This window comes from Saccharopolyspora sp. 7B, assembly GCF_020177435.1.
Lineage (GTDB): Bacteria > Actinomycetota > Actinomycetes > Mycobacteriales > Pseudonocardiaceae > Saccharopolyspora_C > Saccharopolyspora_C gregorii.
Genome location: NZ_JAIUKC010000049.1, coordinates 48,498 through 73,083 on the forward strand (window position 1 = coordinate 48,498; position 24,586 = coordinate 73,083).

20 protein-coding genes and 2 pseudogenes are annotated in these 24,586 nt (G+C 73.4%); 12 read left to right on the plus strand and 10 right to left on the minus strand.

The window, feature by feature from the left end:
* Positions 1 to 92 precede the first annotated feature (92 nt).
* The 5 genes and pseudogenes from LCD33_RS09565 to LCD33_RS09580 all read right to left on the minus strand — a co-directional run bounded on the left by LCD33_RS09565 (position 93) and on the right by LCD33_RS09580 (position 5,234).
* A complete protein-coding gene (locus tag LCD33_RS09565; protein ID WP_224956743.1) occupies positions 93 to 1,574 on the minus strand; it encodes a CoA transferase in 1,482 nt (493 codons plus the stop codon).
* Positions 1,561 to 3,354: an acyclic terpene utilization AtuA family protein gene (locus LCD33_RS09570; protein ID WP_224977738.1), complete on the minus strand. Its 1,794-nt coding sequence runs from the start codon at positions 3,352 to 3,354 to the stop codon at positions 1,561 to 1,563. Before LCD33_RS09570 ends, LCD33_RS09565 begins: the two co-directional genes overlap by 14 nt.
* Before the next feature lie 271 nt (positions 3,355 to 3,625).
* On the minus strand, positions 3,626 to 4,054 hold the full coding sequence (locus tag LCD33_RS28820) for an SMP-30/gluconolactonase/LRE family protein (RefSeq protein WP_308011255.1): 429 nt from the start codon (positions 4,052 to 4,054) through the stop codon (positions 3,626 to 3,628).
* A 67-nt stretch (positions 4,055 to 4,121) separates the two neighbouring features.
* Positions 4,122 to 4,529: pseudogene (locus LCD33_RS28825) on the minus strand (SMP-30/gluconolactonase/LRE family protein); the annotation flags it as partial.
* A gap of 150 nt (positions 4,530 to 4,679) precedes the next feature.
* Complete coding sequence (locus LCD33_RS09580) at positions 4,680 to 5,234, minus strand: ABATE domain-containing protein (RefSeq protein ID WP_224956741.1); 555 nt, start codon at positions 5,232 to 5,234, stop codon at positions 4,680 to 4,682.
* An 83-nt stretch (positions 5,235 to 5,317) separates the two neighbouring features.
* Here LCD33_RS09580 and LCD33_RS09585 point away from each other — a divergent pair, with 83 nt between their 5' ends.
* The 3 genes from LCD33_RS09585 (at position 5,318) to LCD33_RS09595 (ending at position 9,031) form a co-directional block, all read left to right on the plus strand.
* Positions 5,318 to 6,439, plus strand: coding sequence for an epoxide hydrolase family protein (locus LCD33_RS09585; protein WP_224977739.1), 1,122 nt, complete (start codon positions 5,318 to 5,320; stop codon positions 6,437 to 6,439).
* Between the two features lie 189 nt (positions 6,440 to 6,628).
* Positions 6,629 to 7,840, plus strand: a complete 1,212-nt coding sequence (locus LCD33_RS09590; protein ID WP_224956738.1) for an AGE family epimerase/isomerase — start codon at positions 6,629 to 6,631, stop codon at positions 7,838 to 7,840.
* A gap of 174 nt (positions 7,841 to 8,014) precedes the next feature.
* Positions 8,015 to 9,031 carry an NAD-dependent formate dehydrogenase gene (locus LCD33_RS09595; RefSeq protein ID WP_224956736.1) on the plus strand — a complete coding sequence of 339 codons (1,017 nt, stop codon included), beginning with the start codon at positions 8,015 to 8,017 and terminating at the stop codon, positions 9,029 to 9,031.
* 40 nt (positions 9,032 to 9,071) lie between these two features.
* On the opposite strand, the gene LCD33_RS09600 is transcribed toward LCD33_RS09595, so the two are convergent.
* The 3 genes from LCD33_RS09600 to LCD33_RS09610 all read right to left on the minus strand — a co-directional run bounded on the left by LCD33_RS09600 (position 9,072) and on the right by LCD33_RS09610 (position 13,111).
* A complete protein-coding gene (locus LCD33_RS09600) occupies positions 9,072 to 10,547 on the minus strand; it encodes an aldehyde dehydrogenase family protein (RefSeq protein WP_224956734.1) in 1,476 nt (491 codons plus the stop codon).
* A gap of 6 nt (positions 10,548 to 10,553) precedes the next feature.
* Positions 10,554 to 11,696, minus strand: coding sequence for an acyl-CoA dehydrogenase family protein (locus tag LCD33_RS09605; RefSeq protein WP_224977740.1), 1,143 nt, complete (start codon positions 11,694 to 11,696; stop codon positions 10,554 to 10,556).
* A gap of 215 nt (positions 11,697 to 11,911) precedes the next feature.
* The gene (locus tag LCD33_RS09610; protein ID WP_224956732.1) at positions 11,912 to 13,111 is read right to left on the minus strand and encodes a TetR/AcrR family transcriptional regulator; all 1,200 of its coding nucleotides are present in this window, start codon (positions 13,109 to 13,111) and stop codon (positions 11,912 to 11,914) included.
* On the opposite strand from LCD33_RS09610, the gene LCD33_RS09615 reads away from it, so the two are divergent.
* Positions 13,110 to 14,006 (plus strand): RNA polymerase sigma factor, encoded by an 897-nt coding sequence (locus tag LCD33_RS09615; RefSeq protein WP_224966551.1) that lies wholly within the window; start codon positions 13,110 to 13,112, stop codon positions 14,004 to 14,006. The genes LCD33_RS09610 and LCD33_RS09615 overlap by 2 nt on opposite strands.
* 405 nt (positions 14,007 to 14,411) lie before the next feature.
* Here the strand turns inward: LCD33_RS09615 and LCD33_RS09620 are convergent, their stop codons facing one another.
* Both LCD33_RS09620 and LCD33_RS09625 read right to left on the minus strand, forming a co-directional pair.
* Positions 14,412 to 15,452, minus strand: coding sequence for an aldo/keto reductase (locus LCD33_RS09620; protein ID WP_224966547.1), 1,041 nt, complete (start codon positions 15,450 to 15,452; stop codon positions 14,412 to 14,414).
* Positions 15,453 to 15,555: 103 nt separating this feature from the next.
* A pseudogene (locus LCD33_RS09625) lies at positions 15,556 to 15,781 on the minus strand (Atu4866 domain-containing protein).
* A 261-nt stretch (positions 15,782 to 16,042) separates the two neighbouring features.
* On the opposite strand from LCD33_RS09625, the gene hpnC reads away from it, so the two are divergent.
* From hpnC to LCD33_RS09665, 8 genes are all read left to right on the plus strand, one after another.
* A complete protein-coding gene (gene hpnC, locus LCD33_RS09630) occupies positions 16,043 to 16,942 on the plus strand; it encodes a squalene synthase HpnC (protein WP_224956729.1) in 900 nt (299 codons plus the stop codon).
* Entirely contained in the window at positions 16,939 to 17,802 is an 864-nt protein-coding gene (gene hpnD, locus LCD33_RS09635) for a presqualene diphosphate synthase HpnD (protein WP_224956728.1), read from the plus strand. The genes hpnC and hpnD overlap by 4 nt, the downstream gene beginning before the upstream one ends.
* Entirely contained in the window at positions 17,799 to 19,163 is a 1,365-nt protein-coding gene (gene hpnE / locus LCD33_RS09640) for a hydroxysqualene dehydroxylase HpnE (RefSeq protein ID WP_224966546.1), read from the plus strand. Before hpnD ends, hpnE begins: the two co-directional genes overlap by 4 nt.
* Positions 19,160 to 20,173, plus strand: coding sequence for a polyprenyl synthetase family protein (locus LCD33_RS09645; RefSeq protein ID WP_224956726.1), 1,014 nt, complete (start codon positions 19,160 to 19,162; stop codon positions 20,171 to 20,173). Before hpnE ends, LCD33_RS09645 begins: the two co-directional genes overlap by 4 nt.
* Positions 20,167 to 22,104, plus strand: a complete 1,938-nt coding sequence (shc, locus tag LCD33_RS09650) for a squalene--hopene cyclase (protein WP_374108047.1) — start codon at positions 20,167 to 20,169, stop codon at positions 22,102 to 22,104. The genes LCD33_RS09645 and shc overlap by 7 nt, the downstream gene beginning before the upstream one ends.
* Positions 22,105 to 22,117: 13 nt before the next feature.
* Entirely contained in the window at positions 22,118 to 22,759 is a 642-nt protein-coding gene (locus LCD33_RS09655) for a hypothetical protein (protein ID WP_224977741.1), read from the plus strand.
* 41 nt (positions 22,760 to 22,800) lie between these two features.
* Complete coding sequence (gene hpnH / locus LCD33_RS09660) at positions 22,801 to 23,802, plus strand: adenosyl-hopene transferase HpnH (protein WP_224956723.1); 1,002 nt, start codon at positions 22,801 to 22,803, stop codon at positions 23,800 to 23,802.
* Between the two features lie 82 nt (positions 23,803 to 23,884).
* Positions 23,885 to 24,535 carry a VC0807 family protein gene (locus tag LCD33_RS09665; RefSeq protein ID WP_224956722.1) on the plus strand — a complete coding sequence of 217 codons (651 nt, stop codon included), beginning with the start codon at positions 23,885 to 23,887 and terminating at the stop codon, positions 24,533 to 24,535.
* The last annotated feature ends 51 nt before the right edge of the window (positions 24,536 to 24,586 follow it).

Genomic DNA, 24,586 nt, shown 5'->3' on the forward strand with positions numbered 1-24,586 from the left:
TCAGCGGCGAAGCCGCTGAGCCGCCGACCACGTACGCAGGTCGACCACCCGCCACCCGAGTGCTGAGCAACCCGAGTTCGACCACCCGCAGCTCAGCGGTCTAGCCATTCCGGGCGGGAAGAGCCTCGGGGGACCAGAACGGTGCGGTAGTGGCCGGGGGTCGCGGACATCCGGACCTGGTCGGTGACGCCCTGGTAGTGGCCCAGCGGCGTCTCGGCGGTGAACGTCTCCGGGTCGAGGTAGGCGTGCCGGGCGTCGCTGCCCGCGGTGGCCGCCGCGTACTCCTTGTCGAACACGCCGAGGCTCAGGATCCAGAGCGCGGCGCGGGTCAGCGACACGTGCACCCGGTAGCTGCCGCCGTCGACGGCGCGGCGGGCCAGCGCCTCGGCCACCCCGGTCGCCATCAGCCAGGACACGATGTAGTCGTTGACCACCAGGATCGGCGGCAGCGCCGGCGTCTCCCCGTCGCCCTCCAGGTTCATCATGCCGGTGAGGCTGCCCGCGGTCTGGTCGAAGCCGACGCGCCCCGCCCACGGCCCGCGCTCGCCGTTGAGGGTGGTGGTGGCGTGGACGATGCCGGGCCGGGCCTCGGCGGCCTGCTCGGCGGAGAGCCCGATGGAGTCGAGGAAACCGGGCCTGCGGTTGGCGAAGAACACGTCCGCTCCGGCCAGCAGCTCCCGGATGCGCCGCGACCCGTCCGCGCCGTAGGGGTCGACGGTCGCGGAGCGGGTGCCGACGTTCGCGGTCACGTAGGTGGTGTCGTGCTCCATCTCGCCGGGCCGCCACAGGTTCAGCACGTCGGCCCCGTGCAGGGCGAGGGCGCGCCCCACCCCGGCTCCGGCGATGACGTGGCCCATGCCGAGCGCGCGGATGCCGTCCAGCGGCGAGCCACCGCCGGTGAGCGGTTCCGGTTCGCTCTCGCCGATCTTGGTGATCTCGATCAGCGGCAGGTCGGCGAGGGCGTCGCGGTAGTGCGGTTCGGCGAGCAGTTCCTCGGTGCTGCGCAGCATCGGCAGCACGGTGCCCGCTTCGACGGCCGCGTTCTCCAGGTCGAGCGCGTTCCAGCCGGAGATCGCCTTCGCGACGGCCTGCGCGTCGTCCGGGACGCCGAGCAGCTTCTGCGCCGCGATCTTGATCTTCGGGTAGGGGTTGAGCGGCATCACCCAGCGGTCGTCGGCGGTGCGGTAGAAGGCGAACCCGAGCGCGTTCGACGGGTTCGCCGCCGAGGCCGCCGGGTAGCCGTTGACCAGCTCCCACCGGCGGTCGTAGAACGGGCACAGCCGGTGCGGCGCGGACCGCAGGTCCACCTCGATGTCCTGGCCCTCGCCGCCGCGCAGCCGCCACAGCTTCGCGATCGCCGCCGACTTCGCGGCCAGTGCGATCGCCGAACCCCCGCCGAGGCGCAGGGTGCTGGGCACCACCGGGTCCGCGCCGTGGAAGGTGATGGAGCCGCCGGTGTCCGCGGCGCTCATGCCGACGCCGCCGAGCACCTCCGCCAGCTCGCCCGCCGGATCGAACTCGTCCGAAGTGGACGGTTCGGCCACCGCCTTGGTGACGCGGTCAGTCAGCGACATGGTTCCCTCCTCCGTCCGGTAGCAGTTCCACCGGGATGAGCACGTGCTTGGCCCGCAGGTATTCGCCCACCGCCTTGCCTACCTGGTCGACGCGCAGGTTCGACGAGCCACCGGTGCCGAGCAGTCCGCGCAGCACGAAGTGCACGGCCCGCAACTCCGGGAACTCGTGGCGCACCACGTCCAGCCCGCCGCACTCGGGCAGCAGCTCGCGCAGCGCGGCGGTGGACAGGGTGTCCCGCAGCCACGGCCACGCCCGGTCCTCGGCGACCCAGACGCCGACGTTGCTGTTGCCGCCCTTGTCACCGCTGCGCGCGTGCGCCAGCGTCCCCAGCGGTGCCGACCGGGCCTCGCCGAGCTCCGGCGCGGCCGGTTCCGGGTGGACGGGCTGGGCGCCCGCGGCTTCGGTGCGGACGGGCGGCGCGACGTCCACTTCGGACCCGTCGGCGAGCACGACCCGGTGCGGCACCTCGGACATCGGCAGCAGCGCCGGCCAGTGGTCGATGCGCGGCCGCGGCGTCGAGGTGAGCCCGGCGGCGCCGTCGTGGAAGAAACCGGGCAGGCCCTGCAAGTACAGCGACCCGAGCCGCGCCGCCGCGTCGAACCGCTCCAGCGGTTCCCGCTCGGCCGCCGTCGCCATCACCCGCACCGGGACCGTCGCGGCCCACTGCGTCGCCGGATCGGCGGCGGGCGTGCCGAGCGGGGTGACGTCCAGCTCGGTGATGCCCTCGGGCAGGTCGCGGGCGAGCTGGGTGCGCAGCAGCTCGACCTTCGCGGCCACGTCCAGGCCGGTCACGAACGCGGTGTTCACCACCTGGTACCCGATCCCGCCGAACACGGCGACCTTCGTCGTCGGCGGCGGGGGAGAACCGGTGGCACCGGTGATCCGCACCCGGTCCGGGCCGTCCGGCGCCAGCGCGACCGCGTCGAGGTGCGTGGTGACGTCCGGGTTCAGGTAGGTCGGGCCCTGGATCTCGTAGACCAGCTGCGCGGTGACGGTGTCGGTGGTGACCGCGCCACCGTCGCGGGCGTGCTTGGTGATGGTGCTGGACCCGTCGGCGGCGACCTCGGCGATCGGGAACCCGGGCACCGCCATGCCGGGGATGCGGGTGAAGCCGGAGAAGTTGCCGCCGGTGGCGTGCGCGCCGCACTCGATGACGTGCCCGGCCAGCACCGCTCCGGCCAGCTCGTCCCAGTCCTCGCGGCCCCAGCCGTGCCACCAGGCGGCTGGGCCCGCGGTCAGCGAGGCGTCGGTGACCCTCCCGCACACCACCACGGCGGCCCCGGCGGCGAGGGCTTCGGCGATGCCCCACCCGCCGAGGTAGGCGTTCGCGGCCATCGGCGCCGCCGCCCACCCGGCCAGGTCCCGCCCGGTGTCCAGGTGTTCCAGCCGGTGCCCGGCCCGCTGCAGCTCCGGCAACCGGTCGAGCACGTCGTCGCCGTCCACGTGCGCGACCCGCAGGTCGGCGCCGTCGGTCGCGATCACCTCGCGCAGCGCCGCGGCCAGCCCCGCCGGGTGGAAGCCGCCCGCGTTGGTGACGACCTTGGCGCCGCGTTCGGCGAGCACCCCCAGGTGCGGGCGCAGCTGGTCGAGGAAGTGCTCCACGTACCCGCGCGCCGGGTCGCGCCGGTAGCGCACCGACAGCGCGGCGAGGGTGATCTCCGCGAGGTAGTCGCCGATCAGCACGTCCACCGGATCTCCGGCCAGCACCTCGGCCACTCCGGTGAACCGGTCCCCGAGGTAGCCGGAGAACCCGCCGATGCGGATCGCGCGTTCGGACATGGCAGTGCACCTCGCTGTTCCTCGGTTTCCACGCTACGACCGGCCCCGGGCCGCGGCCACGACCGTTCGGCGAAGGCCGCCGTGATCGCCTCGGTCACGCCGCCGGGTCGGCACGCCGCCCGCCCGGCCGCCTGCGCCGCGAGCCCGGTGGTCCCCGGTCGGCGGCGACGCCGCTGCCCGCCTGCCGCTGAGCGGGCGAGCGGACTGGCGCACCAGGAATCCATCCCGGCCCGGGGGGCAGCTGGTGCTGCGCGGCGGGAGCGGCGGAGCATCAAGCGGTGAAGTGCGGAGGCAGGCCCGGGCGCGGCCACTCGGTCTCGTACAGCACGCCCCGGCCCGAGGAGGTGATGTAGGCGGTGCGCAGGTCCGGTCCGCCGAAGCAGATGTTGGTGACCAGCGGGTCCGGCACGGGGACCGGCACCTGCTCGACGAGCTCGCCGTCCGGGCTGAGCACGCTGATCTCGCCGGTGTTCAGCGTCGCCACGCACACGTTGCCCGCCGAGTCCACCGCGAGCGAATCCAGCATCCGCGCCCCGGAGAACCCGTGCAGCAGCTCGGCACCGCGGCGCACCCGGCCAGGTCCCAGCACCTCCCAGCTCCACACCCGGCCCGACCCGGTTTCGGCGACGTGCACCCGATCTCCGTCCGGGGACAGGCCGACGCCGTTCGGCTGGTGCAGCGGGAACACCAGTTCCTCCACCCCGGGAGCCGTCCGGCAGCGCGTAGTACAGCCCGCCCAGGTCCATCTCCCGCGCGCGGGTCTTGCCGAAGTCGGTGAAGTAGCAGCCGCCGTCGGCGTCGAACACGAGGTCGTTCGGCCCGCGCAGCGGTCGTCCGTCCACTTCGGTGCGCACGTCGGTGACCTCGCCGTCGAGGGTGACGCGCTGCAGGCGCCCGCCGGAGTAGTCGTCGGGTTGGCCGCCGGGCACGCTCAGCCCGTCCCGGTCGTGCCAGCGGAACCCGCCGTTGTCGCACACGTACACGGCGCCGTCGGGGCCGATGGCCGCGCCGTTGGGTCCACCGCCGCAGTCCGCGACGACCGAGATCGCGCCGTCCGGGGCCACCCGGGACAGCGTGCCGCGGCGGATCTCCACGACCAGCACGGAGCCGTCGGCGAGGGCGACGGGGCCTTCGGGGAACCGCAGGCCTTCGGCGATGGTGCGCAGTTCGGGCATGGGGCGGGACTCCTCTTCTCCTGGTGGCCGATCACCACGCTCCCAGACTCGCGCCGTGTCCTCGACCGCGACGGCGGAGGTTCCGCGGCGCTCCGCACGCCCGCCCCTGCTCACCTCGGCCGGAAGCCGGATCCGATCCGCCGCCGGTGCTCAGCCCCGGCCTTGCCGGCTCCGGTAGGCCGCGACGCCGGCCCGGTGCGCGCAGTTCCGGGTGCAGTACCGCTTCGAGCCGTTGCGCGACAGGTCGACGAACACGGCCCGGCAGCGCAGCCCGGCGCACGCGCCGAGGCGGGCCGATCCGTGCGCGGCGATCACGGCGGCCAGTGCGCTGAGCGTGGTCGCGGCCAGGTGCGCCGCGCAGCGGTCGGTGTCGGAGGTCGTCTCGGTCCACCAGCGGCCCTGCTCGTGGCGCAGTGCCGGGGTGGCTCGGCTGCGGCGCAGGCCGTCGTTGATCAGGGCCGCGGTTCCGGCCGCGTCGGTGCTCGCCCGTTCCAGCACGGCGCGCACCGTCCCGCGCAGCGCGCGGACCTCCGCCAGGTCGGCGCGGGTGGGGCGGCGCGGGCCTGGCGCGGCCGGGGCGTGCCGGTCGAGGAAGTCCGCGAGCTGCTGCACGGTCTCCAGCTCGTCCGCGCCCGTGATCGGCTTGACCGTGTTGGCGAGGTCGACGGCCGTCCGGATCGCCGGATCGTGCTGCCCATCGAGCATCTGGCGTGCCTCCTCGCGACGCCCTAATGTTACACGCGTCATCGCTTTCACCTGTCACGCAGCATCCGGGGAGGGAGCCCGCCGTGGCCGCCGAGCCGTTCAGGGCCAGCATCACCGAAGCCGAGATCGACGATCTGCGCGACCGGTTGCGCCGGACGCGGTGGCCCGAACCCGAGCCGGTGCACGACTGGTCGCAGGGAGTGCCGCTGGCCCGTGCCCAGGAGCTCTGCCGGAGCTGGGCCGAGGACTACGACTTCGGGTTCGCCGAGCGGCTGAACGCCTTCCCGCAGTACCGCGACGTGGTCGACGGGCTGGGCATCCACTTCCTGCACGTCCGCTCGCCGGAGCCGGACGCGTTCCCGCTGGTGCTCACGCACGGGTGGCCGGGCTCGGTGCTCGAGTTCCTGGACGTCTTCGGCCCGCTGACCGACCCCCGCGCGCACGGCGGGGACCCGGCGGATGCGTTCCACGTGGTCGCGCCGTCGTTGCCCGGGTACGGCTGGAGCGACAAGCCGTCGACGACCGGGTGGGGCATCACGCGCATCGCACGCGCCTGGGACGCGTTGATGGTGTCGCTGGGGTACGGCCGGTATGGCGCGCAGGGCGGCGACTGGGGTTCGGCGGTGTCCGGCGCGCTGGGGGAGGTGGCGCCCGAGCGGGTCGCCGGCGTCCACCTGAACATGGGGTCCGTGGCGGCGGGCGCGTTCGACGACCCGACACCCGCGGAGCTGGCGAACCTCGCCGCCGCGGAGGAGTTCCAGCGCACCGGCCGGGGGTACTCGGCGCTCCAGTCGACCCGGCCGCAGACCCTCGGCTACGCGCTCACCGACTCCCCGGCGGGCCAGGCGGCCTGGATCGCCGAGAAGTTCTGGGCGTGGACGGACAACAGCGGCGACATCGAGGACGCGGTGCCGCTGCAGAAGCTCCTCGACGAGATCTCGGTCTACTGGTTCACCGCGTCGGCCGCGTCCTCGGCGCGCCTGTACTGGGAGGGTTTCGCCCGTTTCCGGGACGTGGTCACGGCGCCGTCCGGGCTGTCGGTCTACCCGCGCGACCTCGCCCGCCCGTCGCGGCGGGAGGCCGAACTGCGGTTCACCGACTTGCGCTGGTTCGAGGAACTGCCGCGAGGCGGCCACTTCGCCGCACTGGAGCAGCCGGAGTCGCTGGTCGAGCAGGTGCGCGGCTTCTTCCGCCTCGTCCGCTGACCGCCCGTCGCCACCCGGCCGCGACTCACTAATCCACTGTGGACAGAACGCGTCCGCCGCCGGAGGTGGCGTGGTGCCGCGGTGTTTCGCTGTGCGAAGCTGGTGGTTCGGACCACCGACCGCCCGGCGGAACCCGGGACCGGTCGGATCGAACGGGCCCCGCGCCCGAAACGTCGGAAGGTAGGCGTCGTGACCGAACAATCGCAGGCGTTCGTGCCGGAGTGGGTGCGCGTCGAGCCGGAGCGGGTGCTCGCCTTCGCCGAGGCCGCCGCGCACCCCGACGGCGGCTTCGCCTGGCTGGACTCCGCGGGCGCGCCGGTGCCGGAGCGGCCGGTGGAGACCTGGATCACCTGCCGCACCACGCACGTGCTCGCCCTCGCCGTCGCGCAGGGCCGGGACGACCTGCGGCCGCGGGTCGAGCACGGCGTGGCGGCGCTGCGCGGGCTGCTGCACGACGACGAGCACGGCGGCTGGTTCGCCTCGGCCACCGCCGCCGGTCCGGTCGCCGACCACAAGGGCGCCTACGAGCACGCGTTCGTGCTGCTCGCCGCCGCCAGCGCCGCCGCGATCGGCGCGGACGGTGGGCGGAAGCTGCTGGACGACGCGCTCGCGGTGCAGGACGCGCACTTCTGGGAGGACGAGCACGGCCTGGTCGCCGACTCCTGGAACCGTTCCTGGACCGAGCTGGAGCCCTACCGCGGCGTCAACGCGAACATGCACACCGTGGAGGCGCTGCTGGCCGCCGCCGACGTCACCGGCGACCGCCGCTGGTCCGACCGCGCGGCCCGCATCGTCGAGAACGTGGTGCACGGTTTCGCCCGCGACGGCGGCTGGCGGCTGCCGGAGCACTTCGACCCGAGCTGGAACGTGCGGCTGGACTACAACCGGGACAAGCCCGCCGACCAGTTCCGCCCGTACGGGGTGACCATCGGCCACCTGCTGGAGTGGTCCCGGCTGGCCCTGCACGTGCGGCACGCGCTGGGGGAGCGGGCGCCCGCCTGGCTGCTCGACGACGCGCGGGAGCTGTTCGCCACCGCCGTCCGCGACGGCTGGGACGTGGACGGGGCGGCGGGCTTCGTCTACACCACCGACTTCGACGGCGCCCCGGTGGTGCGCAACCGGCTGCACTGGGTGATCGCGGAGGCGCTGGCCACCGCGTGGGCGCTGCACCAGGCCACCGGCGACGAGGAGTACGCCCGCTGGTTCACCACCTGGGCCGAGCACGCCGAGCGCCACTTCGTGGACCGCGAGCTCGGGTCCTGGCGCCACGAGCTCGACGAGCACAACCGGCCGGCCGCCACGGTCTGGGAGGGCAAGCCCGACCTGTACCACGCGTACCAGGCGACGCTGCTGCCGCGGCTGCGGCCTGCCGCGTCGTTCATCGGCGCGCTGACCGGCTGATCGCCTGCTGAACGCCCTGCCCGTGCGGCAGGGCGTTCTTCTCGGCCGAAGATCTCTGCGATCCGAATTCGTTCAGTGTCAACTGAAATCAAATCCGCGGGCGGCCGGGGTCGATCCGCGCGCAGCGGGTAGCCGGGAGGGCGCGATGACGTCCACCCCGCGAAGGAGGCGGCCGTGAAGATCGTTGCCGTCCTGTACCCCGGCCCCACCGAGCAGCACGTCGACCACTCCGGGCTGGAAGTGCTCGGCAGCACCGAAGGCGCGCTGGGGCTGCGCAAGCAGCTCGAATCCGAAGGCCACGAGTACGTCGTGCTCAGCGATCGGGACGAGGCGCTGCGCGAGCACCTGCCCGACGCCGACGTGTTCATCACGACCCCGTTCTGGCCGACCTACCTCTCCGGCGACGACCTCCGCCGCGCGCCGCGGCTGAAGCTGGTGCTGACCGCGGGCGTCGGCTCCGACCACGTCGACTCGGACACCGCGGCCGAACTCGGCATCACCGTCGCCGAGGTCACCGGCAGCAACGTGGTCAGCGTCGCCGAGCACGCCGTGATGCAGCTGCTGACCCTGGTGCGCAACTACATCCCGGCCTACCAGCAGGTGGTCGACGGCCGCTGGGACATCGCCGACATCGCCGCCCGGTCGCACGACATCGAGGACAAGACCGTCGGCATCATCGGCATGGGCCAGATCGGGCAGCGGATCGCGTTGCGGCTCAAGGGGTTCGACGTGCGGATGCTGTACAACACCCGGCACCGCCGCAGCAGCACCGAAGAAGCCGTGTTCGGCGCCCGGTTCAAGCACCTCGACGACCTGGTGGCGCAGTCGGACGCGATCGTGCTGTCCTGCCCGCTGACGTCCGAGACCAAGGGGATGTTCGGCGAGGAGCGGTTGCGCTCGATGCGGCCCGGCGCGTGGCTGGTGAACATCGCGCGCGGCCAGATCGTCGACACCGACGCGCTGGTGCGGGTGCTGGAGGACGGGCACCTCGGCGGCTACGCGGGCGACGTCTGGTACCCGCAGCCCGCCCCCGCCGACCACCCGTGGCGCAGCATGCCGGGGCACGCGCTGACCCCGCACGTCTCGGGCACCAGCCTCGAAGCGCAGCAGCGCTACGCGGCCGGCGTGCGGGACTCGGTGCGCCGGTTCCTCGCGGGCGAGCCCATCCAGGACGATTACGTCGTCGCCTGAGCCCATCGGGTGGACGGCCCGTCCTGAACGGGCCGTCCGCTCAGCGCGCTCGGCCGTGGCGCCAGCGGACGATCCGCTCCACCAGGCGCATCGTCCGGGCCGTGCGCTCGAAGCTCATCAGCGCCATGCCCGGGAGCGCGAACCGCTGCCGGGTCAGCGAGTGCGATCGGCTGAACTCCAGCAGGCCCTCCGCGCCGTGGATGCGGCCGAACCCGGAGGCGCCGACCCCGCCGAACGGCAGCGCCGCCACCGCCGCGAAGCCCAGCACCGCGTTCACCGAGGTCGCCCCGGCGCGGATCCGCCGCGCGATCTCCATGCCGCGCCCGCGGGAGAACACGGTGGCCGCCAGCCCGAAGTCGGTGGCGTTGGCCAGCCGCACCGCCTCGTCGACCGACTCCACGGTGCGGACCGTGACCGTCGGGCCGAAGGTCTCCTCGCGGACGGCGGCGGAATCCTCGTCGGCGTCCACCAGCAGCACCGGATCCACGTACGGCGGGCTCACCGACTCCGCGCCGCCGACCCGGGCCGTGGCGCCGTGCTCGAGCGCGTCCGCGACGTGCCCGCGCACGATCTCCACCTGCGCGGGCACCGTCATCGGCCCGTAGTGCACCCCGGCCCGCACCCGGCGCAGCCTGTGCTCCAGCTCGGCGAGGAACCGATCCCGCACCTCGCGGACCACGTAGATCCGCTCCACGCCCACGCAGGTCTGCCCGCTGTTGGACATCGCGCCCCACGCGGCGGCGTCCGCGGCCGCGGTCAGGTCGGCATCGGCGGCGACGATCAGCGCGTCCTTGCCGCCGCACTCGACGAGCACCGGGGTCAGCGTCTCCGCGCAGGTCGCCATGATCTTCTTACCGGTGGCGGTGGAGCCGGTGAACGCGAGCTTGTCCACTCCGGCCCGGCACAGCGCCGCCCCGGTCTCCCCACCGCCTTGCACCGCGCTCAGCACGCCGGCGGGCGCGTCCGGGTTCGCCGCCGCGAACGCCTCGACGTACCAGCGGCCGACGGCGGGCGTGTGCTCGCTGGGCTTGAACACGACCGCGTTGCCCGCGGCGAGCGCGTAGGCGATGGAGCCGTTCGGGGTGAACAGCGGGTAGTTCCACGGCCCGATCACGCCGACCACGCCCAGTGGACGCTGCTCGACCCGCGCCGCGTGGTTGGCCATCAGCGGGCCGGGAGAGACCGACCGGGGACGCAGCACCGAGCGGGCGTGGCGCGCGGCCCAGCGGATGTGCTCCAGGGTGAGGGTGAGTTCGAGGAACACGTCGTCGCGGGGCTTGCCGTTCTCGGCGCGGACGAGCGCGGTGATCTCCTCGGCGTGCCGGGTCAGGTGCGCGGCCCAGCGCAGCAGGCGGCGTTCCCGGTCGGCGGAGCCGAGGCCCGCCCACCAGGTCGAGGCCTCGCGGGCGCGGGCGACGGCGGCGGCGACCTGCTCGGGGCCGTCGACGTCGAACTCGGCGACCAGGCCGCCATCAGCGGGATCGGTGGACCGCAGCCGCGGTGTCGGGTCGGTCATGGTCGCTCACAGCCCGTAGGTCTTGCCGATGATGTCGCGCTGGATCTCGCTGGTGCCGCCGTACACGGTGGACACGACGGTGGAGCGCAGCAACGCCTCCATCCCGTACTCGGTGGCGTAGCCGTAGCCGCCGAGCATCTGCATCCCTTCCAAGGACACGTGCTTGGCCAGCTCGGTGCACTTGAGCTTCGCCATCGACGCCTCGCGCGGAAAGGTGCGCTCCGGTGCCTCGTCGATCTGCCGCGCCACGTCGTCGACGAGCAGCCGGGCGCATTCCAGTTCCGTGGCCATGTCGGCGATCCGGTGCCGCAGCGCCTGGAAGGTGCCGATGGGGCGGCCGAACTGCTCGCGTTCCTTCACGTAGGCCACGGTGTCGTCGAACGCGCGGCGCGCGGTGCCGAGCATCAGCGCGGCGAGGATCATCCGCTCCAGGTTCAGCCCGGCCATCAGCTGCTTCCAGCCCTGGTCCACGGTGCCGACCACGGCGTCGTCGGGCAGGAAGCAGTCGGTGAAGTACAGGTCGTTGACCTCGCGCCCGCCCATGGTGTCGATGCCCTGGATCTGGAGGCCGGGGGTGCCGTTGGGCACCACGAACTGGGTCAGTCCCTCGTGCTTGGTGCCGCCGGATCCGGTGCGGGCGATGAGCAGCACGTGGTCGGCGAGGTGCGCGTTGGAGCACCACGTCTTCTGCCCGTTGACCACCCAGCCGCCGTCGCGCCGCTCGGCCTTGCAGGTGAGCGCGCCGACGTCGGATCCGGCGCCCGGCTCGGACATGGAGATCGCTTCGACCCGGCCGCGCACGACGCCTTCGAGGATGGTGCGCTTCTGCTCCGGCGTGCCGAACTTCGCGTAGGCGGCGGCGGAGATGATGGTGGTGGCGAAACCGCCGATGGGTGCGCGGCCGTAGGCGGTCTCCTCCAGGAACAGGCACAGGTCGGTCATGCCGAGCCCCGCGCCGCCGTGCTCCTCGGGGATGTGGACGCCCAGCCAGCCCAGATCGGCCATCTTGGCGTAGAGCTCCTGGTTGTGCAGGTGCGTCCCGCCGTCGGTGAGCTCGTCGCGCTGCTGCTTGCTGCCGCATTCGCGGCGGCAGAACTCGGAGATCGCCTGGACGAAGTCGCGTCGCTCGTCGCTGAGGACTCGGGGCATGGTCGTTTCCTTCCGGGATGGCCGGACGTGATCCCTCGGAGAGTGGTCGGCCGCGGCGGGCCGGACCTCCGGTGAACTGTAAATCCCGATTAACTTAGTGGCAAGGACGTGCCGATCTACCTGCTGCGACGGGGAAAAACCAGCTGGAGGAGCAATGCGCGTGCGATTCACGGTTCACCCGAGCGGGCGCTCCGGTTGCGCCGGACGCGGTGCGGTCAGACGCGGTGCAGCACGTCCAGCGCGAGGTGCGCGGCCTGCTCCGGGGTGGCCGGCTGCGCGCTCGCCATCGCCAGGTCGTTGATCATGTTCAACGCGGCCTGCGCGGTCACCTGCGCGTGCTGGGCGTCCGGGCGCACCCGCTCGGCCACCAGCGTCCACTGCCGCACGTGGTCGCGCTGCGCCCGCCGCAGCTCGTGCCGGTCCCCGGTGGGCAGGTTCTTGTACTCCGAGAGGTAGACGGCGAGCAGGTCCCGGTTGCGGAACGCGAAGTCCACGTAGGCCGCGACCAGCCCGCGCCGCGCGGCCTCGGCGTCCGGGGCGTCGGCCACCGCCTGCCCGCACGCCGAGGTGAGCCGGTCGGCGGCCCGGTAGTACACCGCGGCCAGCAGGTCGGCCTTGCCGCTGAAGTGGCGGTACACGCTGGAAGCGTTGATGCCCGCCGCGGTGCCGATCTCCTCCATGCTCACGGCGTGGAAGCCGCGCCGCCGGAACAGCGGCACGGCCGCGGCCAGCAGCTTCTCCCGCCGCGCGGCCAGGTCGGGGACCCCGTTCCCGGCCGGTGCGGCCGAGGTGGGGGAGTCGGCGGGCGGATCGGCGGCCAGCAGCACCGCCGCGATCGAGCACAACCTCGCCTGGGCCACCTTGTCGCCGAGCGCGACGCGGTGCGTGGACCAGCCGGCGATGCCGCTGAGCGAAGCCGAGGCCAGCAGCCGTGCGGTGGCCGCGGGCAGTTCCGGGCGCACCGCGGCGAGCCGGTGCGCGAGCACCGAGATCAGGTCGCCCAGGCAGCGGGCCACGTGCCTGCGGTCCTCGTCGTCGAGGTGGCGCGCTTCCCACTGGTAGAGCCGGATGCTGCGGCGGCGGTGCACGACCAGTTCGGCGACCGCCCGCACGACCGCGTCCAGCTTGTCCCGGTCGCTGCCGGGTTCGGCGTCGGCCCGCCGCGCGCATTCGGTGAGCGCCGCGGCGAACTCGCGGGCCGCGTGGGCGAGGATGCCCTGCTTGTTGGGGAAGTGGCGGTAGATCGCCGGTCCGGTGATCCCGGCGGCGGAGGCGATCTCGCCGAGGCCGACGCCGTGGTAGCCGCGTTCGCTGAACAGCTCCGCGGCGATGGCGGAGATCTGCGCCCGCCGGTCGCCGGTGCGCAGGCGCGAGGTGCCGCGGGTGCCGGTGCCGCGCGTGCCCGGAGATGCCATGAGTGATACCTCCGTTGCTCGCCGCACCGTCGCGCGCCGACTTTACACTTCGGCGCTCTCGGTGGCAGAGCTGGCGGTCGTGGCCTTGACGGTCTTCGACGACGACACCTATGTTAATCGTAATTCGCATCGTGCCCGGGTTCCCGACCCGCACGTGGAGGAGCCACCGCGCCCGGTGCGCCGACCCTTCCCCGGATCACCGTCGATCGTGGAGGCGCCCAGTGAACGACACCGCAGGCAGCAGGCGACCACCCGGCGCGACCCCGGTGCCCCGGCGTTCCGGGCGGGCGGCATGACCGCCGCGGTGCGCGTCCCGCAACCGCTGACCGGGGACGCGGCGTGGGAACTGGTCGAACGGGCCCAGCGCGGTGACCGGATCGCGTTCGGCAGGCTCTACGAGCGGTACCGCCCGCTGGTCAGCAACTTCCTGTGCGCGCGGATCCGCGACTTCAGCACCGTCGAGGACCTCGTGCACGAGACGTTCGCGCGAGCGCTGCACAACATCCGCACCGTCCGGCGCGGCAGCGACGATCCGGGCGCGTGGTTCGTCACCATCGCCCGCCACCTGCTGCTGGATCACCTCAAGTCCGCGCGCAACCGCCGCGAGGTCGTCACCGCCGACTTCGACCCGGACCGGCGCAGCGCCGACGCGCTGGAGGACCTGGTGCTGGACCGGTTGATGGCCGACCGGCTGTGGTCCCGAGCCGGTGACCTCAGCGACGACCAGCACCGCTGCCTGGTGCTGCGGTTCGCACTGGGCCTGACCGTGGAGCAGACCGCCAGCCGGATGGGGCGCGATGGCGGCGCGGTGCGCGCCCTGCAGTACCGGGCGGTCCGGCGGCTCGGCGCGCTGCTGCGCGAGGACTCCTGGGAGCACGTCCCGCATCCCCGGTGACCGCATCGCCCCGGCTCGCTTCCGGCCAGACCGGGAGGCCGCGGCGGTGTTCCGCGGAGATCCGGTGACCTTCGAACCGGCCCGGTCCCATCCGCATGCTCGATGTGCTCCGCCATCGGCGGGGTGGCCTGCCGCGGCGCGCGGGAACCCGCCGCCGACCGGTGCGCTGGACGGCGCGCAACAGGATCGACGTGCCGGCGCCTCCCGGTCGTCGGCTGCGGCGACAGCGCGCCCGCCCGGTCGGCCCCCGGTCGGCCCCCGGTCGGCCCCGGCCGACGCCGGGCGGGCCCGCAACGCGGTGGCGGCCGCCGTCGAACACCTCGACGGCGGCCGCACCGAACCGCGTCCCTCAGCGGCCGCGCCGCGCCTGCGTTCGACGACGACGGCACCGGCGGGCCGGGTGGCTCAGCCGTGCAGCGCCCGGTCCGGAACGCCGAACCGCTCGGAGGCGCTCAGCTCCTGGTGCCAGTGCGGGTAGATCAGGTACGGCTTGCTGATCTCGTCGAGCTTCCGGAACTCGTCGTCGCTGAGCCGCACCTCGGTCGCCCCGAGGTTGTCCCGCAGCTGCTCGTCCTTGCGGGCGCCGATGACCAGCGAGGTGACCCCCGGCTTGCGCAGCAGGTAGGCCAGCGAGATCTGCGCCGGGGACACCCCGTGCGAGGAGGCGATGTCCACCACTTCCTCGATGGTGTCGTAGAGCTTCTCGGCGTCGCGCACCGGTGGCTCGTTCCAGTCCTCCTCCAGGTGCCTGCCGTCGGCGGCCTGCTGGCCGCGCCGGTACTTGCCGGAGAGCAGCCCGCCGGCCAACGGGCTCCACACCAGCACGCCCAGGCCCTGGTCGATCGAGGCCGGGATCAGCTCGTACTCGGCGTCGCGGCTCTCCAGCGAGTAGTAGATCTGGTTCGCCACGAACCGCTGGTAGCCGAGCCGGTCCGCCAGGCCCAGCGCCTTGAGCAGCTGCCAGCCCGCGTAGTTGGACACCCCCAGGTAGCGGACCTTGCCGGAGCGGACCAGCGTGTCCAGCGCTTCGAGGGTCTCCTCCAGCGGCGTCTGCCCGTCCCACTCGTGCACGTGGTAGAGGTCGACGTGGTCGGTGTCGAGCCGGCGCAAGCTGGCCTCCGCCTGCGAGATGATGTGGTGCCGGGAGAGCCCGGCGTCGTTCGGGCCGTCGCCCATGACCATCCGGACCTTCGTGGAGATCAGCACGTCGTCGCGCTTGCCCGCGATGGCCTTGCCGACGATCTGCTCGGCGACGCCGGTCGAGTACATGTTCGCCGTGTCGATCAGGTTGACCCCGGCGTCGAGGCACATGTCGATCTGCCGCTTGGCGCCGTCGACGTCCACGTTGCCGAGCTTGGCGAAGTTGCCCTCGCCGCCGTACGTCATCGTGCCCAAGGTCAGCGTCGAGACACGCAGTCCGGATCGTCCCAGCTGGCGGTACTCCACTGTTGTTCCTCCTGTCGGCGTGCGCGGCGGACCGGTCGCGGTCCCCAGGATCAACGATCAGCGGAAGGGTGTAGTTCCCGGTCCCGACCGCGCCCGGACGCGTTCACCCTTCCCGGTGGAGCGGCAGGTGCTCGTGGTGGACTACGCCGTCCCGGATGTCACCGGTCGCGGTGAACCCGGTGTCGTCGACGTCGTCGAGGTGACTCCCGGTGACGGTGCAGCCGTCGGTGCGGGCGCTCGCCCGGTTCGTGCGGGCCTCGTCGTAGCGCCCGTCGGCCCGCGGCTCCTGGCGGATGTGGCCCGTCGGCGGTCACCCACGTGCCGGCCACGCCCACCGGCCGGTCCTGTTCGGGTTCCCGATCGCGTTCGTGCCGAGCCGAGCATGCGGCCGGGCGGTAGGTGGCGGGGAGGCGGCGCGGTTCCCGGCTTTCTTGCGCCCGCCACCGGTTGAGTACACAGTGGACTGAGTCCGGTAACGCGAATTCCCTTCACCACACGAAGGTGTTCCTCCATCCTGCGTGGCGACCGGTGCCGGTCCTAGTCTTGCCGGACCACCCAGGTCGCAGGCGGGTGAGGGGGCCATTGTGGACATGTCACGGGCTCGTGGACGACCTGCCCACGAGCGCACCACCGCGCGGGTACCGGACTTCGCGGCGCAGCTGCCCGACAGCGCGGCCGTGCTCGCGCGGGCCGACGGCGAGAACTTCCCCGTCGCGGCGCGAGTGCTGCCGCGGGGCCCGCGCACCCACCTGATGGCGCTCTACGGCTACTTCCGGCTCGTCGACTACGCCGGGGACGACGCGCCCGGCAACCGCGAAGTCCTGCTCGACCACCTCGAAACCGACCTCGGCCACGCCTACCGCGGCACCCCGCGGCTCCCGCTGCTCAAAGCACTCGCACCCACCATCCGCGCCTGCGGCCTGCCGCAGGAGGTGCTGGTGCGGCTGATCGACGCGAACCGGCGGGACCAGCACGTGCACCGCTACCGCACCTTCACCGAGCTCGTCGACTACTGCGCGCTCTCGGCGAACCCCGTCGGCGAATCCGTGCTGCACGTCTTCGGCTGCGCCCGTCCCGACCTGGTCGCCCTCTCCGACCGCATCTGCACCGCGCTGCAGATCCTGGAGCACTGCCAGGACGTGCTCGAAGACCACCGCGCGGGCCGCGTCTACCTGCCCGAAGCGGACCTGCGCCACTACGGCTGCGCGCCCGAGGAACTGGAATCGGGCCGGGTCCCCGCGCATTGGCGGGCGCTGCTGCGCTTCCAGGTCGTGCGCGCGCACCGGATGCTCGAATCCGGCGCGCCCCTGGTCGGCAAGCTGCCGATGCCCGCCCGGCTCGCCGTCGCCGGGTACGTGGCGGGTGGACGCGCCACCGTCCACGCGTTCACCGCCGCCCGGTTCGACCCGATCAGCGGGGACGTGACCCCCGCCCGCGCCCGCACCGCCGCCGAATCGGTGCGCTTGCTGCTGTCAGGAGGTACCTGGTGACCACTTCGGTTCCGGAGGCGTACCGGGAGTGCGAGCGGATCACCCGCGAGCGCGCGCGCAACTTCTCCTACGGGATCAGGTTGCTGCCGGGGCCGAAGCGGCGGGCGCTGTCCGCGGTGTACGCGTTCGCCCGCCGCGTCGACGACATCGGCGACGGCGAGCTGCCCGCCGCCGAGAAGCTGCGGCTGCTGGCCGAAGCCCGCACCGCGCTGCACCACGCGAGCCCGCGGTCCGCGGACCCGGTGCTGGTGGCGCTGGCCGACGCCGAATCGCGGCTGGCACTGCCGATGTCCGCCTTCGACGAGCTCATCGACGGCTGCGAAGCGGACGTGCGCGGCACCAAGTACCTGACCTTCGAGGACCTGCTGCACTACTGCCGCTGCGTCGCCGGATCGATCGGCAGGCTCTCGCTCGGGGTGTTCGGCACCACCGACCGGGCCGTGGCCGAACGCCGTGCCGACTCCCTCGGCGTCGCGCTGCAGCTCACCAACATCCTGCGCGACGTGCGCGAGGACCACGGCAACGGGCGCGTCTACCTGCCCGCGGAGGATCTGCAGCGCTTCGGCGTGCACCTCGTCCCCGGCGAACCCGGCCCGGTCGCGAGCGACGCCGACGGGCTCGCCCGGCTCGTGCGGTTCGAGGTCGCCCGCGCCGAGCAGTGGTACCGGGAGGGCTTCGGGCTGCTGCCGATGCTCGACCGCCGCAGCCGGGCCTGCTGCGCGTCCATGTCCGGGATCTACCACGAGGTGCTGCAGGCCATCGCCGCCGCGCCCTCGCGGGCGATGCGGCGGCGCACCTCGCTGCCCGCCTGGCGCAAGGCCGGCGTGGCGGCCCGCTCGTTGGCGGGGATGGCGCCGTGAACCGCGCCGTGCTCGTCGTCGGCGGCGGCCTCGCCGGGCTCACCGCGGCGCTGCGCTGCGCCGACCAGGGCTTCGAGGTGACGTTGCTGGAAGCGCGGTCCCGGCTCGGCGGCGCCGCGGGATCGTTCCGCCGCGGCGACCTCGACGTCGACACCGGGCAGCACGTGATCCTGCGCTGCTACACCGCCTACCGCGCGCTGCTGCGCCGGTTCGGCGCCGCCGACGGGATCCACGTGCAGCCGAAGCTGCGGATCCCGGTGCTGCGACCCGGCGCGCCGCCGAGCGTGCTGCGGCGCTGGCAGGCGCCCGCCCCGCTGCACCTGGCACCCGCGCTGCTCGGCTACCGGGCCCTGACGCCCGCCGAACGGCTCGGCGCCGCGCGGACCGCGCTCGCGCTGCGCGCGCTGGACCCGGCCGACCCGGAGCTCGACGAGCACAGCTTCGGGGACTGGCTGCGCTCCCGCGGCGAATCGGCGCGAGCCGTGGACGCGCTGTGGGGGCTGCTGTCGGTGGCCGCGCTCAACGCCCAGCCCGACCGCTCCTCGCTGGCGCTGGCGGTGAAGGTCTTCCGCACCGGCGTGCTCGACGGCACCGACTCCGCCGACATCGGCATCCCGCGCCGCCCGCTCGGCGCGCTGCACGACACCGCGGCGCACCGGGCGCTGCACGCCGCCGGGGTGCGGGTCCTGCTGCGCACCAAGGCGGTCGGGCTGCGCCGGGACGCGCTCGGCTGGCGCGTGCCCGTGCGCGGGCGCGGCGGTGAGGACGTGCTCAACGCCGACTCCGTGGTCGTGGCCGTGCCGCACCAGCACGCCACCGCGCTGCTGACCGGGCTGCCGCTGCCCGCGGTACCGCGCTGGTCCGGGCTCTCGGCGGCGCCCATCGTCAACGTGCACGTGCACTACGACCGGGCGGTGCTGGCCGAGCCGATGGCCGCGGTGCTCGACTCGCCGGTGCAGTGGCTGTTCGACCGGACCGCGATCGCGGGCGCGCGGCACGGCCAGTACCTGGCCCTCTCGTTGTCCGCCGCGCAGGACCTGCTCGACCGGCGCACCGACGAGCTGCGCGAGCTGTTCCTGCCCGCCCTGCGGGATCTGCTGCCCGCGGCCCGGCAGGCCCGCGTCGACGACTTCTTCGTCACCCGCGAACCGCGCGCGACTTTCGACCAGGCCCCCGGCACGCGGGCGAGGCGTCCCGCGGCGGACACCGGGCTCACCGGGCTGGTGCTGGCAGGCGCGTGGACCGCCACCGGCTGGCCCGACACCCTCGAAGGCGCTGTGCGCAGCGGAGAACGGGCCGCGCGCGTCGTGCGAGCGGCCACCGGCGACGCCCGGCAGACGGGCGTGGAGGTGTCCCGATGACCATTGCCGTCCCCAGCGCGCTGACCACCTCGCGACGGCAGGTGGAGCCCGCACTCCGGGCCGCGGTCGGCGAGCTCGACGAGCACACCCGGCTGGTCTGCGAGTACCACTTCGGCTGGGTGCACGCCGACGGCAGCCCCGACGGGCGCACCGGCAAGGCGCTGCGGCCCGCGCTGGTGCTGCTCGCCGCTGCCGCCGCCGTCGAGGACGCCCCCGCCCCGTTCCGGGAAGCGGCCGCGGTGGAACTGGTGCACAACTTCTCGCTGCTGCACGACGACCTGATGGACGACGACACCTCCCGGCGGCACCGGCCCACCGCGTGGACGGTGTTCGGCAGGCCCGCCGCGCTGCTGGCCGGGGACGCGCTGCTCGCGCTCGGCACCAGCGTGCTCGTCGATCCGCCCGCCCCGCACGCCGCCGACGCGGTGCGGATGCTCGGCTCGGCGACCGGGCGGCTCATCGTCGGGCAGGCCGCCGACCTCGACTTCGAGCGGCGGCACGACGTGGGGCTCGGCGAGTGCCTGCGGATGGTCGAGGGCAAGACCGCGGCGCTGCTCGGGTGCGCCTGCGGGCTCGGCGCGCTGGCCGCGGGCGCGGATCCGGCCGTCGTGTCGCGGCTGCGGACCTTCGGCGAGGAGCTGGGGATGGCCTTCCAGCTCGTCGACGACCTGCTCGGCCTGTGGGGAGATCCGGCGACCACCGGGAAACCGGTGCTCTCCGACGTGCGGGCGCGGAAGAAGACGGCGCCCGTCGTGCACGCCCTCACCTCCGGGACCGCGGCGGGAGAGCGGCTGCACCGGCTCTACCAGGACCCCGAGCAGCTCGTCGGCGACCGCGCCGAACTCGCCGCCGACCTGGTGCGCCAGGCCGGTTCGAAGGAGTGGGCCGAGAACGAATGCGAACGCAGGCTGACCGCCGCGCTCGCGCAGCTGCCCACCGGCGGCCGGACCGGCCCCGCGGTGGACGCCCTGACCGAACTCGCGGAATTCATCGTGCGGAGGCAATGGTGACCGAACAGCTGACCCGATCCGGGACCGAGGAGCAGACCCTGCCGGACCTGCCGCTGGGCAGCGGTGTCCGCGCGCACGCGGCGCTGCTGTCGGCCCAGGAGCACCTGCTGTCCCTGCAGGACACCGACGGCTGGTGGAAGGGGGAGTTGCAGACCAACGTCACCATGGACGCCGAAGACCTGCTGATGCGCCAGTTCCTCGGCATCCGCACCCCCGCCGAGACCGAGCGCGGCGCGCGCTGGATCCGCTCCCAGCAGCGGGAGGACGGCACCTGGGCGACCTACTTCGGCGGCCCCGGGGACCTGTCCACCACCGTCGAGGCCTACACCGCGCTCAAGCTCGCGGGCGACGACCCGGAGGCCGAGCACATGGCGGCGGCCCGCTCCTGGATCCTCGCCCGCGGCGGCATCGAGGAGACCCGGGTGTTCACCCGGATCTGGCTGGCGCTGTTCGGGGAGTGGTCCTGGGACGAGCTGCCCGCGATGCCGCCGGAAGTGGTGCTGCTGGGCAAGTCGGTGCCGCTGAACCTGGCGGACTGGGCGTGCTGGGCCCGGCAGACCGTGGTGCCGCTGACCGTCGTGTGCACGCTGCGGCCGAGTCGCGACCTGGGCGTGGGCGTCGGGGAACTGCGCACCGGGCGGGTCCCGCAGCGCTCCACCGGCGCGTGGGACCGGGCGTTCCACGCGCTCGACGCGGTCCTGCACCGCTACCAGCGCCGTCCGCTGCGGTCGCTGCGGGAACTGGCGATGCGCCGGGCCGCGGAGTGGATCGTCGCGCGGCAGGAGGCCGACGGGTCCTGGGGCGGCATCCAGCCGCCGTGGGTGTACTCGCTGCTGGCGCTGCACCTGCTCGGCTACCCGCTGGAGCACCCCGTGCTGCGGGAGGGCATCGCCGGGCTCGACGGGTTCACCGTCCACGAGCAGACGGCGGACGGGCCGGTGCGCAGGCTGGAGGCGTGCCAGTCGCCGGTGTGGGACACCGTGCTGACCGTGCAGGCGCTGCGGGACTCCGGGCTGCCCGCCGACCACCCGGCGCTGCGCTGCGCAGCGGACTACCTGCTCGACGAGGAGGTGCGGGTGACCGGTGACTGGGCGGTGCGCAGGCCGAACCTGGCGCCCGGCGGGTGGGCCTTCGAGTTCGAGAACGACGGGTACCCCGACACCGACGACACCGCCGTCGCGCTGCTGGCGCTCAACCGGATCCAGCACACGAAGCCGGCCGAGGTCCGCCGCGCCATCGACCGCGGGGTGCACTGGCTGCGCGGCATGCAGTCCCGCGACGGCGGCTGGGGCGCGTTCGACGCGGACAACACCCGCAAGCTCGTCACCCGGCTCCCGTTCTGCGACTTCGGCGAGGTCATCGACCCGCCGTCGGCGGACGTCACCGCCCACGTGGTGGAGGCGCTGTCCGCGGTCGGGCACCGCGACGACCCGGCGGTGCGCGCCGGGGTCCGCTGGCTGCTGGAGAACCAGGAGGCCGGCGGTTCCTGGTTCGGCCGCTGGGGCGCCAACCACGTCTACGGCACCGGAGCGGTGGTGCCCGCGCTGGTCGAGGCCGGGGTACCCGCGAACCACCCGTCGCTGCGGCGCGCGGCGCGCTGGCTGGAGCAGCACCAGAACGCCGACGGCGGCTGGGGCGAGGACATGCGCTCCTACACCGACGAGCGCTGGATCGGCGTCGGCACCTCCACCGCCTCGCAGACCGGGTGGGCGCTGATGGCGCTGCTCGCGCTGGGCAGGCACACCACCGAGGCGGTGCGCAACGGGGTCGAGCACCTGGCGGCCACCCAGCGCGCGGACGGCACCTGGGACGAGCCGCACTACACCGGCACCGGGTTCCCCGGCGACTTCTCGATCAACTACCACCTGTACCGGCTGATCTTCCCGCTCACCGCGCTCGGCCGGTACGAGCGCGCGGTCGCCGAGCGGTGATCGGGGCGCGGCGGTGAGCGCGGCGGCGCGACGGCGGACCGGTGGTGCAGCCACCGGTTCCCGGGTGCTGCTGTGCGCGCCGCTGCGCTGCGAGGCGGTCGCGCTGCGCGGCGCGACCGGTTCACCGGTGCTGCGCGCCGGGCTCGGCACCGGGCGCAGCGCGCGCCGCGTCGCCGGGGTTCCGCTCGGTCCCGAGGACGCGCCGGTCCTGCTCGGCCTGGGCGGGGGAGTGGGGGATACCGGTCCCGGCGCGGTCGTGGTCGTCGACGAGGACCGCGACGAGGCGGGCAGCGTGCGGCTGCCCGGGGCGGCCGGGCTGGCCGAGCTCCTCCGCGGCGCCGGGTTCCCGGTGCTGGTCGGTCCCGTCGCCAGCGCGGACCACCTGGTCGGCGGCGTCGAGCGCGCCGCGCAGGCCACCACGGGCGTGGTGGCGGTGGACATGGAATCGGCCGCGGTGGCGCGCTCGGCGGGGGACCGGTTGTGCGCCGTGGTGCGGGTCGTCGTCGACACCGCGCGGACTCCGCTGCTGCACCCGCGCACCGCCGACCGGGGGCTGCGCGCCCTGCTGCGGCTGCGGCGGCTCGCTCCCGCGGTGACCGCGTGGGCCGCCTCGTCGCGGCGATGTCGGCCCGCGACGACCGACCACCCGCGGTGACGACCCGCCGTCCCGACCCCACCCGAGCTGGAGGTACTGACATGGGAATTCCGCTGCGCCAAGCCGTCCGCGTCGGCTCCTACCTCGTGCGGCAGAAGCTCGCGCGACGCGAGAAGTTCGCCCTCACCCTGGAGCTCGAACCGCTGTTCGCCTGCAACCTGGCCTGCGCCGGCTGCGGCAAGATCCAGCACCCGGCCAGCGTGCTCAAGCAGCGCATGCCGGTGGACCGGGCGCTGGCCGCCGTCGAGGAGTGCGGCGCCCCGGTCGTGTCCATCGCCGGTGGCGAACCGCTGATGCACCCCGAGATCGAGGTGATGGTCGCCGAGCTGGTGCGGCGCAAGAAGTTCGTCTACCTGTGCACGAACGCGCTGCTGATGCCCCGCAAGATCGATAAGTTCACGCCGTCGCCGTACTTCTCCTGGGCGGTGCACATCGACGGGCTGCAGGAGCGCCACGACGCCTCGGTGTGCAAGCAGGGCGTGTTCGACCAGGCGGTGGAGAACGTGCGCGAGGCGCAGCGCCGCGGCTTCCGGGTCACCACCAACAGCACGTTCTTCAGCACCGACACGCCCGCGTCGGTGATCGAGGTGCTCGACTACCTCAACGACGAGCTCCAGGTCGACCAGATGATGCTCTCGCCCGCCTACGCCTACGACAAGGCGCCCGACCAGGAGCACTTCCTCGGCGTCACCGAGACCCGCGAGCTGTTCGCGAAGGTCTTCGCCGACGGCAGGCGCAAGAAGTGGCGGTTCAACCACTCGCCGCGGTTCCTGGACTTCCTGGAGGGCAAGGTCGACTTCGGCTGCACCGCGTGGGCGATCCCGTCCTTCTCGCTGCACGGCTGGCAGCGGCCCTGCTACCTGATGGGTGACGGGTACGCGCAGAGCTACCGGGAGCTGATCGACGAGACCGACTGGGAGTCCTACGGGCGCGGCCGGGATCCGCGGTGCGCCAACTGCATGGCTCATTGCGGTTATGAGCCCACCGCGGTACTGGCCACGATGGGTTCACTACGCGAATCGATTCGTGCCCTGAAGGGGTGAGGGATACCACCCGAACCACTGTTGATCAGCAACGATGCGGTTACCCTTGGGGTCCCGCCCCCGACGACGGACACCGATACGCATGAAGCAGCCATCGCAGGTCGTGCACCTCGACGCGCTCCCATCGCACCTGTGGCACGCCGCCAAGCACCTGGGCGAAACGGTCGTCGCACCGCTGGTGCTGTTCTACGTCCTGTTCACCTTCACCGGTCTGACCGGTGGACTGATCGCCGCACTCGTGTGGGGCGTCGGCGCCGTCGCCGTCCGCCTCGTGCTCCGGCTGCGGGTGCCGCTGGTGCTGATGCTGACCACCGGGGTGCTGGTGGTGCGGACCGTCGTCGGGTTCGCCACGAACAGCTCGTTCCTGTACTTCCTGGAACCGAGCCTGCAGAACTTCCTGGTGGCCGTGCTGTTCCTCGGGTCGCTGCTGTTCGAACGGACGCTCATCGCCAAGCTCGCCGACGACTTCTGCATCCTGCCGCCGTCGCTGATCGGCAACGCCCGGGTGCAGCGGTTCTTCCGGCGGGTGTCGCTGCTGTGGGCGCTGGTGTTCACGATCAACGGCTTCACCACGCTGTGGGCGCTCGCCCAGGCCACCATCGGGCACTTCCTGCTGGCCAGCACGGCAGGCTCGTTCAGCCTGGTCGCGGTGGCCGCGGTCGCCTCGATCTGGTGGCTGCGCCGCGAGCTGCGCGGTGAGGGGATCACGCTGCGCTTCGCCCGCGCGGCCTGAGCATCCGCGGTCGCACGGCCCACCGATCCGGTCCAGCCGGGTCGGTGGGCC

What these genes read in the sequence shown, in the direction of transcription:
- LCD33_RS09600 (WP_224956734.1), bottom strand. Translation starts at nt 10,547, where the DNA reads ATGACCGACCCGACACCGCGGCTGCGGTCCACCGATCCCGCTGATGGC.
- hpnC (WP_224956729.1), top strand. Translation starts at nt 16,043, where the DNA reads ATGTCACGGGCTCGTGGACGACCTGCCCACGAGCGCACCACCGCGCGG.
- LCD33_RS09610 (WP_224956732.1), bottom strand. Translation starts at nt 13,111, where the DNA reads ATGGCATCTCCGGGCACGCGCGGCACCGGCACCCGCGGCACCTCGCGC.
- LCD33_RS09605 (WP_224977740.1), bottom strand. Translation starts at nt 11,696, where the DNA reads ATGCCCCGAGTCCTCAGCGACGAGCGACGCGACTTCGTCCAGGCGATC.
- LCD33_RS09570 (WP_224977738.1), bottom strand. Translation starts at nt 3,354, where the DNA reads ATGTCCGAACGCGCGATCCGCATCGGCGGGTTCTCCGGCTACCTCGGG.
- hpnH (WP_224956723.1), top strand. Translation starts at nt 22,801, where the DNA reads ATGGGAATTCCGCTGCGCCAAGCCGTCCGCGTCGGCTCCTACCTCGTG.
- shc (WP_374108047.1), top strand. Translation starts at nt 20,167, where the DNA reads ATGGTGACCGAACAGCTGACCCGATCCGGGACCGAGGAGCAGACCCTG.
- LCD33_RS09665 (WP_224956722.1), top strand. Translation starts at nt 23,885, where the DNA reads ATGAAGCAGCCATCGCAGGTCGTGCACCTCGACGCGCTCCCATCGCAC.
- LCD33_RS09565 (WP_224956743.1), bottom strand. Translation starts at nt 1,574, where the DNA reads ATGTCGCTGACTGACCGCGTCACCAAGGCGGTGGCCGAACCGTCCACT.
- LCD33_RS09580 (WP_224956741.1), bottom strand. Translation starts at nt 5,234, where the DNA reads ATGCTCGATGGGCAGCACGATCCGGCGATCCGGACGGCCGTCGACCTC.
- LCD33_RS09615 (WP_224966551.1), top strand. Translation starts at nt 13,110, where the DNA reads ATGAGTGATACCTCCGTTGCTCGCCGCACCGTCGCGCGCCGACTTTAC.
- LCD33_RS09645 (WP_224956726.1), top strand. Translation starts at nt 19,160, where the DNA reads ATGACCATTGCCGTCCCCAGCGCGCTGACCACCTCGCGACGGCAGGTG.